Raw genomic sequence first — 9,539 nt, 5'->3', positions numbered from 1 at the left:
AAAAAACTTTCTGACCGCTCACTTTCCAGGCTAAAAGTATAAAACTCGGCCAGTAATGGCTATTTTACAAACAAAAACGAGCCCGGATGGGCTCGTTTTTTACGTTAAGTGGCTTACTGTACTGCCACAATGCGATCGTCTTTTACTTCCAGCTTGATTGTTTTTCCAGGAATCAGCTCACCAGAAAGGATTTGCTGAGCCAATGGGTTCTCAATTTGCTGCTGGATAGCTCGTTTCAGCGGACGTGCTCCGTAAACAGGGTCATAGCCATTCTCACTTATCAATTTCAGCGCTTCATCCGAGATGCTTACGCCATAACCACGCTCTTCCAGCCGTTTGTACAGACGCTGCAACTGAATCTGCGCAATAGAAGCAATGTGGCGCTCACCGAGAGGATGGAAAACAACAACCTCATCGATACGGTTAATGAATTCCGGACGGAAGCTTTGGCTAACCACGCCCAGCACCAGATCCTTCATGTGACCGTAATCCAGTTCGCCGAAACGCTCCTGAATTAAGTCTGAGCCAAGATTCGAGGTCATAATGACAACCGTATTACGGAAATCAACGGTTCTGCCCTGACCATCGGTCAGGCGACCATCGTCCAGCACCTGCAGCAGGATGTTAAACACATCCGGATGTGCCTTCTCGACCTCATCCAGCAGAATGACTGAGTAAGGACGACGACGAACAGCCTCTGTCAGATAACCGCCTTCTTCATAACCCACATAGCCCGGAGGCGCCCCCACCAGCCGCGATACGGAGTGTTTCTCCATAAACTCGGACATATCGATACGCACCATCGCATCGTCGCTGTCGAACATAAAGTTCGCTAACGCTTTGCACAGCTCGGTCTTACCTACCCCGGTTGGCCCCAGGAACAGGAACGAACCGATTGGGCGATTCGGGTCAGATAGCCCTGCGCGGCTACGGCGAATAGCGTTTGATACCGCTTCGACGGCTTCATCCTGGCCAATCACGCGCTGATGAAGATCTTTTTCCATACGTAATAGCTTGTCGCGCTCGCCTTCTAGCATTCGGGCAACCGGGATCCCGGTCCAGCGGGCCAGAACTTCGGCGATTTCTGCATCCGTCACTTTATTACGCAGCAGGCGCATGGTTTTCCCTTCGCTTTGGGTTGCCGCAGCCAGCTGTTTCTCCAGCTCAGGGATTTTACCGTACTGCAGCTCGGACATACGCCCAAGATCGCCCACGCGGCGAGCCTGCTCGATTGCAATCTTCGCCTGCTCAAGTTCAGCCTTAATGGTCTGCGTACCTGACAACGAGGCTTTCTCCGCCTTCCACTCTTCTTCGAGCTCAGAGTACTGACGTTCTTTATCTTCCAGTTCTTCATTCAGCATGCTGAGTCGTTTCTGACTGGCTTCATCAGACTCTTTCTTCAACGCCTGCTGCTCCAGCTTGAGCTGGATAATGCGGCGATCGAGACGGTCCAGCTCTTCCGGCTTGGAGTCTATCTGCATACGAATGCTGGATGCGGCCTCATCAATGAGGTCGATGGCTTTATCCGGCAACTGACGATCGGCAATATAGCGATGAGACAGCGTGGCCGCCGCCACAATTGCCGGATCTGTGATTTGCACATGGTGGTGCAGCTCATAGCGTTCTTTTAGCCCGCGCAGAATCGCAATGGTGTCTTCTACAGTAGGCTCCGCCACGAACACTTTTTGGAAACGTCGTTCGAGCGCAGCATCCTTCTCTATATATTGGCGATATTCATCGAGCGTGGTCGCGCCAACGCAGTGGAGTTCACCACGAGCAAGCGCCGGCTTGAGCATGTTCCCGGCATCCATTGCGCCGTCGGCTTTACCTGCGCCAACCATAGTATGCAGCTCATCAATAAACAGAATGACGTTGCCTTCCTGCTTAGAGAGGTCGTTCAGCACGCCTTTCAGACGTTCTTCGAACTCACCGCGGTATTTGGCCCCTGCCACCAGCGCGCCCATATCCAGCGCGAGAACCCGACGACCTTTCAAGCCTTCTGGTACTTCACCATTAATGATGCGCTGTGCAAGCCCTTCGACGATGGCCGTTTTACCCACACCCGGTTCACCAATCAGTACCGGGTTGTTTTTGGTGCGACGCTGCAGTACCTGGATGGTACGACGAATTTCTTCATCACGGCCGATCACCGGATCCAGTTTGCCTTGTTCGGCCCGCTCGGTTAAATCAACAGTGTATTTCTTTAATGCCTGACGTTGGTCTTCGGCACCCTGATCGTTCACGCTCTCCCCTCCACGCATTTGCTCAATCGCGGCGGTTACGTTCGCTGGCGTTGCGCCCGCTGCTTTCAGCAAATCGGTCAGAGTGCCGCGTGAGTCAAGTACCGCCAGAACAAACAGCTCTGACGAAATAAAGTTATCGTTTCGTTTTTGTGCAAGCTTATCGCACAGGTTCAATACGCGTACCAGGTCCTGAGAAGGCTGGACGTCGCCGCCGGTGCCCTCTACCTGCGGCAAACGGCTTAGCGCCTGCTCGATGTCGGTACGTAATTTGCCCGCATTCACCCCCGCAGAGGTCAGTAACGGACGCACAGATCCCCCTTCCTGATTGAGCAAAGCGCTCATCAGATGCAGAGGTTCGATGAATTGATTGTCGTGCCCAAGCGCAAGAGATTGGGCATCGGCGAGAGCAAGCTGGAATTTATTGGTAAGACGATCCAGACGCATAACTCCTCCCATAAACAGGTCAAATTTGCTACTGGAGATTAAATGAGGTCATCCCTCAATTATTCAAGGTTAATGACCTGAAATATATGAAGCGTGAGCTACCCGCACTGGATCGTCTTGATTCGATAGGTTATATCAGCCAGATGAAACTTGCCATACGACCTGTGGTTCTGTCTCGGCGGTATGAGAAGAAATCGCCGCTTTCGGTCCAGGTACAGCGGTCGCCACCGTACACCTGCGTAACCCCCGCGTTCGCCAGCCGCTGCCTTGCAAGCTGGTAGATATCAGCATAGTACTTTTCACCCGCAGCGCGGAAAGCGCTTGCCGCTTTTTCGTCCTTTGCCATAAAGGCTTCACGGACTTCCGGCCCCACCTCGAATGCTAGAGGGCCAATTGCCGGCCCAAGCCAGGCGCGAATGTTCTGCGGAGCGTCCTGGAAGCAGGCAACGGTTTCTTCTAATACGCCTTCGCATAAGCCTCGCCAGCCGGCATGTGCTGCCGCGACTTCAGTCCCGGCTTCATTACAAAACAGCACCGGCAGGCAATCCGCCGTCATCACCGCACAAACCGTTCCCGGCGTATTGCTATAAGAAGCATCAGCTCGCTTTGAGGCATAAGGCTCACCCGTCAGCTTCAGCACCGTTTTGCCGTGAACCTGCTCGAGCCAGACCGGCTTCGAAGGCAGGTCTGCGGCGGCATAAAATAGCCGACGGTTTTCTTCAACATGCGCCAGATCGTCGCCGCAATGGGCACCCAGATTCATCGAGTCATACGGCGCGAGGCTAACGCCACCAACGCGGGTTGAGCTACAGGCAGCAACGCCTTCCGGAAGCGGCCAGTGCGGGACGATCGTTTTGGTCATAGCCAGTCCAGTTGGTCTTTATGGGTTTCGGTATCGGCGCGCAGGGCTTCTATCAGTTCAACCATATCCTGTGGGATCGGCGCACTCCATTCCATCAGAATACCGCTAATAGGATGGTAAAGGCGCAGCATGGTCGCGTGTAGAGCCTGGCGATCAAACTTGCGCAGTACGCTGACGAACTCTTCCGATGCGCCTTTCGGCGGACGAGGACGGCCCCCGTACAGCTGATCGCCCACCAGCGGATGACTGATATGTGCCATATGAACGCGAATTTGGTGAGTACGGCCGGTTTCCAGGCGCAGACGCAGGCGCGTATGCACGCGGAAGTGTTCCATAATGCGGTAATGAGTCACCGCAGGTTTTCCCATTGGGTGCACGGACATGTGGGTACGTTTGGTTGGATGGCGGCTGATAGGCTCTTCCACCGTACCGCCGCCGGTCATATGACCAATCGCAACGGCTTCGTACTCACGGGTAATTTCACGCAGCTGAAGTGCTTCAACCAGGCGAGTCTGTGCTGGAACGGTTTTCGCCACGACCATCAGGCCGGTGGTGTCTTTATCCAGACGGTGGACGATACCCGCACGCGGTACATCCGCAATCGCCGGATAGTAATGCAGCAGCGCATTCAGCACCGTGCCGTCCGGGTTGCCTGCACCAGGATGTACGACCAGGTCACGCGGCTTGTTGATCACCAGAATATCTTCATCTTCATAAACGATATTCAACGGGATATCCTGAGGCTCCCAGCGCGCTTCTTCTTCAATTTCCGCATTGATAGTAACGAGTTCGCCACCCAATACTTTCTCTTTCGGCTTGTCCCAGACAGCGCCGTTGACCGTGACTTTCTGGTCAAGAATCCATTCTTTTATGCGCGAACGCGAATAATCCGGGAACAATTCGGCCAATGCCTGATCTAAGCGTTGACCCAGTTGTGAATCGGACACCGTTTCGGTGAGTTGTACTAGTTGTGCCATAGACAGCTTCTTTCGTTAACGTTGGGTTTTACGGCAATGCCGTTTAATATAATGTGCTATTGTAGCTGGTCTTTATCGGGAGCCGGAACATGAACTCTCCCGGAAATAACATTACTTAGGAAAGTCAAACGTCATGACGCGCATGAAATATCTGGTGGCAGCGGCCACGTTGAGCCTGGCTTTGGCTGGTTGCTCCAGTTCCAAGGATGAGGTTCCTGATAATCCGCCTTCTGAGATCTATGCGACTGCCCAGCAAAAGCTGCAGGACGGTAACTTTAAAGCGGCGATAACGCAACTGGAAGCGCTGGATAACCGCTATCCATTCGGCCCGTACTCTCAGCAAGTGCAGCTCGACCTGATCTACGCCTACTACAAAAATGCGGACTTACCGCTGGCTCAGGCGGCGATCGATCGCTTTATGCGCCTCAATCCGACTCATCCAAACATCGACTACGTACTTTACATGCGTGGCCTGACAGACATGGCGTTGGATGACAGTGCGCTGCAAGGCTTCTTCGGTGTTGATCGTTCTGACCGCGATCCGCAACACGCTCGCGACGCATTCAACGACTTCTCGAAGCTGGTTCGCGGCTATCCAAACAGCCAATACGTCACCGATGCGACCAAACGTCTCGTGTTCCTCAAAGATCGCTTGGCGAAGTATGAGCTTTCCGTGGCGCAATATTACACGAAACGCGGCGCCTGGGTTGCAGTAGTTAATCGCGTTGAAGGTATGCTGCGTGATTATCCGGACACTCAAGCCACTCGTGACGGCCTGAAGCTGATGGAAAATGCCTACCGCGAGATGCAGATGCCGGGTCAGGCTGACAAAGTAGCGAAGATTATTGCCGCAAACAGCAGCAATACCTGATTGACTATATTGTAAGAAAAACGGCAGCCTTGGCTGCCGTTTTTTTATCTGCCGACGCAAAAACTGAAACGGTTTAGCGTCAGGTCATCCCATCAAATATGGACGCGATTTCCGATAACCACAAGCCTTAAAAACACATATCCTGTTCTGCCTCACAAAAAGCCTTCCTTGACAAAAAGCGACAAAATAATGTGATTTACATCACACATTTTGACATTAGGAACGGTATGCTGAAGTTACCAAGACGGCAAAGACAAGAGGTAACTTTATGACAATGAACATTACCAGCAAGCAAATGGAAATCACCCCAGCTATTCGCCAGCATGTCGCCGACCGTCTCAGTAAGCTGGACAAGTGGCAAACTCATCTAATTAATCCACATATTATCTTGTCCAAAGAGCCTCAGGGTTTTGTGGCCGATGCCACGATTAACACACCGAATGGGCACCTCGTAGCCAGTGCCAGGCATGAAGATATGTATACGGCTATCAACGATTTAATCAACAAACTGGAGCGGCAGTTAAATAAAGTGCAACACAAAGGTGAAGCACGTCGCGCAGCAGGTTCAGTGAAAGACGTGTCCTTCGCAGAAGCAGAAGCTGACGAAGAGTAATACATTACTCTCCTTCCACTCACCGCAACGCGCCTCCGGGCGCGTTTTTTATTGACAGAACGAAAACAGAGCAGGTACTTTACCTCTCAGATTCCTCAGGAAACCTGACATGAAACTTTTCCCGTTTTTCTTCGCATTCTTTTTTACCTTCCCCTGACTGGGAGGCAATTCGTCGTGTGATAAAGAATGCGAAGACGAACAAACAAGCCTCCCAAGCGGGAGGCTTTTTTTATGGACATCGAAAAGGTAGCGTTATGACCGAAATTAATCCGTTGCTGGCCCTGCGCGATAAAATCAGCGCGCTGGATGAAAAGCTGTTAGCCCTGCTGGCAGAGCGCCGCCTGTTGGCGGTTGAGGTTGGCAAAGCAAAGCTCGCTTCTCACCGCCCGGTACGCGATATCGATCGTGAAAGAGATTTACTGGAACGCCTGATTACCCTCGGTAAAGACCACCATCTCGATGCCCATTACATCACGCGCCTGTTCCAGCTAATTATTGAAGACTCTGTTCTTACCCAGCAAACCTTGCTGCAGCAGCACCTGAATAAAACTAACCCTCACTCTGCCCGTGTCGCTTTCCTTGGGCCTAAAGGCTCTTACTCTCACCTGGCCGCTCGCCAGTACGCCGCTCGCCACTTTGAACAGTTCATCGAAAGCGGCTGCGCCAAATTCCATGACATCTTCAGCCAGGTGGAAACCGGCCAGGCCGATTACGCCGTCGTGCCGATTGAAAACACAAGCTCGGGGGCTATCAACGACGTCTACGACCTGCTGCAGCACACCAGCCTGTCGATCGTGGCCGAAATGACGGTGCCGATTGACCACTGCGTGCTGGTTTCCGGCTCTACCGACCTAGAGCAAATCCAAACGGTTTATAGCCATCCTCAACCTTTCCAGCAGTGCAGCCAGTTCATCAATCGCTATCCTCACTGGAAAATTGAATACACGGAAAGCACCTCTGCAGCGATGGAAAAAGTCGCTCAGGCTAACTCGCCTCACGTCGCCGCGCTGGGCAGTGAAGCCGGTGGTGCTCTTTACGGCCTGCAGGTACTTGAACGCAACCTTGCAAATCAGACCCAGAACATCACTCGCTTTATCGTGCTGGCACGTAAGGCCGTTGAAGTATCCGATCAGGTACCCGCGAAAACCACATTGCTGATGGCAACTGGCCAGCAGGCCGGTGCCCTGGTAGAAGCGCTGTTGGTATTGCGCAATCACAATCTGATCATGACCAAGCTGGAATCACGCCCGATCAACGGCAACCCGTGGGAAGAGATGTTCTATCTGGATATTCAGGCAAACCTGAAAGATGAGAGTATGCGTAAGGCGCTGCGCGAGCTGGGCGAAATTACCCGCTCCCTGAAAGTGCTCGGCAGCTACCCAAGCGAAAACGTGGTGCCGGTCGACCCGGCCTGATAACAATACCAGCCCGGCTTCAGCCGGGCGGCTTAAATCATACTTCCCGAAACTTCAGCTTTTCCATTCCGGCTACCCCAACGCGGAGGGTGAAAAGTGCCCCAGAAAGCGGTAACCGAGCCACTTCTTCTTCATCCATGTTTTCTCTGGTCGTGGTGATAAATAGCGTTTTCATATCATCGCCGCCAAAGCAAACCATCGTTGGGCAGCGCACTGGCAAGCGGTGCTCTTCCACTATCTCCCCTTGTGGAGAAATACGCGCTATGCGGTAGCCATCAAACAGCGCCGTCCAGTAATACCCTTCGCAGTCCATCGCCGCGCCATCCGGAATACCCTCACCTGGAGCAAACCGCTTGAAAACTTCACGCACACCGGGTTCACCTTGTGCGTCCAACGGAGTCCGGTAAATCACGGCGTTTGGCGTATCCGAGGTATACATCCATTTTCCATCCGCGCTAAATGCCAGCCCATTAGCACCGTGGATATCATGCTGAATCACATGCGGCGTCAGATCGTTATCCACCCGGCAAAGTAATGCGCCATTATAGTCACCGGGGCCCCAAAACGTACCGGCGTAAAAGCGCCCCAGCCTGTCGGTGCCGCCGTCGTTGAAACGGGCCAAATCCGGGTTACTTGGGTTATCACAGACTTTGCCCACGATAAGCCCCGTTTTATTGGTTAGCCAGATACCGCTGCGCATCGCCACGATAAACCCGCCGGACTCACGCAGGGCAAAGCAGCCCACCTCTTCAGAAAACTGAATAACGTCATGTTTGCCGGTGGCAAGATGGTAGCGGTGGATTTCGTTCTCAAGAATGTCCGTCCAATAGAGACTGCCTTCTTCTGCGCTCCACGTAGGGCATTCGGGTAAGTGACCGGTATAGTCGAACAGCAGCTGCAGCTCAGCCATTTCAGGTATCCTTTTGGCAAACAAAAAAGCCAGCGGGTAGACTCCCACTGGCTTTTGATTATAAGACCTTTTGGTACTTACTGGCGGTTATCATTTGCCTGCCGTAACAGGACGCGGCTCTCATTCTGGAAACGTTGAGCGTAATCTCCGAACCAGTGCTCCACTTTCCGGAAGCTGTCGATAAACGCCTGCTTGTCGCCGTGTTCCAGCAGGCCAATCGCCTCGCCGAAGCGTTTGTAATAACGCTTAATCAGCGCCAGATTACTTTCCGACGACATAATAATGTCGGCATAAAGCTGTGGATCCTGGGCGAACAGTCGGCCCACCATCGCCAGCTCGAGACGGTAAATCGGTGATGACAGCGCCAGCAACTGCTCAAGCTGTACGTTTTCTTCCGCCAGATGCAGGCCATACGCGAAGGTCGCGAAGTGGCGCAGTGCCTGAATAAACGCCATATTCTGGTCGTGCTCAACGGCGCTGGAGCGGTGCAAACGCGCGCCCCAGACCTGAATCTGCTCGAGCAGCCATTGATACGCTTCAGGCTGACGGCCGTCGCAGTAAACCACGACCTGTTTTGCCAGGCTACCGCTGTCCGGACCAAACATAGGGTGCAGGCCGAGTACCGGGCCAGAGTGCACGGCAAGCATCGCCTGCAGCGGGCCATTCTTCACCGAAGCTAAATCCACCAGGATGCAGTCCGCCGGCAGCGGAGGCAACTTAGCGATAACCTGCTCGGTGATATGAATCGGTACGCTCACAATCACCATACCCGCATCGGCCAGCAGTTCCGGCGCTTTATCCCAGTCCTCTTTTTCAAGAATACGAACCTGGTAGCCGGAAAGCGTCAGCATTTTTTCAAACAGACTCCCCATCTGGCCGCCGCCGCCCACAATCACCACCGGACGCAGTGAAGGATGCAGGGTTTTAAAGCCCTTATCGTTCTCGCTGGAGTACGACTCGCGCATTACGCGGCGCAGCACGTCTTCAATTAGATCCGGTGGAACCCCTAAGGCTTCGGCCTCTTTACGGCGAGACGCCAGCATAGAGGTTTCTCGCTCCGGCACATAAATGGGCAAGCCAAAGCGGCTTTTTACTTCACCCACTTCCTCCACCAGTTCCAGCCGCTTGGCCAGCAAATCCAGTAGCGCTTTATCCACTTCATCGATTTGATCGCGCAGCGCGGTCAATTCAGCCACCATAGTAA

9 protein-coding genes and 1 other annotated feature are annotated in these 9,539 nt (G+C 53.2%); of the genes, 4 read left to right on the top strand and 5 right to left on the bottom strand.

The features are described from left to right. Positions 1 to 113: 113 nt before the first annotated feature. The 3 genes from clpB to rluD form a co-directional block, all read right to left on the bottom strand. Positions 114 to 2,687, bottom strand: coding sequence for an ATP-dependent chaperone ClpB (gene clpB / locus CNE01S_RS18905; protein ID WP_061277776.1), 2,574 nt, complete (start codon positions 2,685 to 2,687; stop codon positions 114 to 116). Between the two features lie 130 nt (positions 2,688 to 2,817). Then, on the bottom strand, positions 2,818 to 3,549 hold the full coding sequence (gene yfiH / locus CNE01S_RS18900) for a purine nucleoside phosphorylase YfiH (protein ID WP_061277775.1): 732 nt from the start codon (positions 3,547 to 3,549) through the stop codon (positions 2,818 to 2,820). Further along, entirely contained in the window at positions 3,546 to 4,526 is a 981-nt protein-coding gene (gene rluD / locus CNE01S_RS18895) for a 23S rRNA pseudouridine(1911/1915/1917) synthase RluD (RefSeq protein ID WP_061277774.1), read from the bottom strand. The genes yfiH and rluD overlap by 4 nt, the downstream gene beginning before the upstream one ends. A 133-nt stretch (positions 4,527 to 4,659) precedes the next feature. Here rluD and bamD point away from each other — a divergent pair, with 133 nt between their 5' ends. From bamD to pheA, 4 genes are all read left to right on the top strand, one after another. Then, the gene (gene bamD, locus CNE01S_RS18890) at positions 4,660 to 5,397 is read left to right on the top strand and encodes an outer membrane protein assembly factor BamD (RefSeq protein WP_038479735.1); all 738 of its coding nucleotides are present in this window, start codon (positions 4,660 to 4,662) and stop codon (positions 5,395 to 5,397) included. A gap of 268 nt (positions 5,398 to 5,665) precedes the next feature. Further along, positions 5,666 to 6,010: a ribosome-associated translation inhibitor RaiA gene (gene raiA, locus CNE01S_RS18885; RefSeq protein ID WP_008458158.1), complete on the top strand. Its 345-nt coding sequence runs from the start codon at positions 5,666 to 5,668 to the stop codon at positions 6,008 to 6,010. 108 nt (positions 6,011 to 6,118) lie between these two features. Then, positions 6,119 to 6,243, top strand: a sequence feature (Phe leader region). Continuing rightward, positions 6,120 to 6,167: a pheA operon leader peptide PheL gene (pheL, locus tag CNE01S_RS25640; protein WP_193216298.1), complete on the top strand. Its 48-nt coding sequence runs from the start codon at positions 6,120 to 6,122 to the stop codon at positions 6,165 to 6,167. It overlaps the preceding feature by 48 nt. A gap of 21 nt (positions 6,244 to 6,264) precedes the next feature. Beyond that, complete coding sequence (gene pheA / locus CNE01S_RS18880; RefSeq protein ID WP_061277773.1) at positions 6,265 to 7,425, top strand: bifunctional chorismate mutase/prephenate dehydratase; 1,161 nt, start codon at positions 6,265 to 6,267, stop codon at positions 7,423 to 7,425. Positions 7,426 to 7,462: 37 nt separating this feature from the next. Here the strand turns inward: pheA and CNE01S_RS18875 are convergent, their stop codons facing one another. Both CNE01S_RS18875 and tyrA read right to left on the bottom strand, forming a co-directional pair. After that, a complete protein-coding gene (locus tag CNE01S_RS18875) occupies positions 7,463 to 8,335 on the bottom strand; it encodes an SMP-30/gluconolactonase/LRE family protein (RefSeq protein ID WP_061277772.1) in 873 nt (290 codons plus the stop codon). A gap of 77 nt (positions 8,336 to 8,412) precedes the next feature. Next, positions 8,413 to 9,534 carry a bifunctional chorismate mutase/prephenate dehydrogenase gene (tyrA, locus tag CNE01S_RS18870; RefSeq protein WP_061277771.1) on the bottom strand — a complete coding sequence of 374 codons (1,122 nt, stop codon included), beginning with the start codon at positions 9,532 to 9,534 and terminating at the stop codon, positions 8,413 to 8,415. Between the last annotated feature and the right edge of the window lie 5 nt (positions 9,535 to 9,539).

The sequence above is a fragment of the Cedecea neteri NBRC 105707 = ATCC 33855 genome, from assembly GCF_001571265.1.
GTDB lineage: Bacteria > Pseudomonadota > Gammaproteobacteria > Enterobacterales > Enterobacteriaceae > Cedecea > Cedecea neteri.
The sequence above is the reverse complement of the archived record's forward strand: the minus strand, read 5'-3'. Positions and strand labels throughout refer to the sequence as shown.

Bases quoted from the DNA above. Each gene is read 5' to 3' on its own strand.
- clpB (WP_061277776.1), bottom strand. From the start codon at position 2,687: ATGCGTCTGGATCGTCTTACCAATAAATTCCAGCTTGCTCTCGCCGAT.
- yfiH (WP_061277775.1), bottom strand. From the start codon at position 3,549: ATGACCAAAACGATCGTCCCGCACTGGCCGCTTCCGGAAGGCGTTGCT.
- rluD (WP_061277774.1), bottom strand. From the start codon at position 4,526: ATGGCACAACTAGTACAACTCACCGAAACGGTGTCCGATTCACAACTG.
- bamD (WP_038479735.1), top strand. From the start codon at position 4,660: ATGACGCGCATGAAATATCTGGTGGCAGCGGCCACGTTGAGCCTGGCT.
- raiA (WP_008458158.1), top strand. From the start codon at position 5,666: ATGACAATGAACATTACCAGCAAGCAAATGGAAATCACCCCAGCTATT.
- pheA (WP_061277773.1), top strand. From the start codon at position 6,265: ATGACCGAAATTAATCCGTTGCTGGCCCTGCGCGATAAAATCAGCGCG.
- CNE01S_RS18875 (WP_061277772.1), bottom strand. From the start codon at position 8,335: ATGGCTGAGCTGCAGCTGCTGTTCGACTATACCGGTCACTTACCCGAA.
- tyrA (WP_061277771.1), bottom strand. From the start codon at position 9,534: ATGGTGGCTGAATTGACCGCGCTGCGCGATCAAATCGATGAAGTGGAT.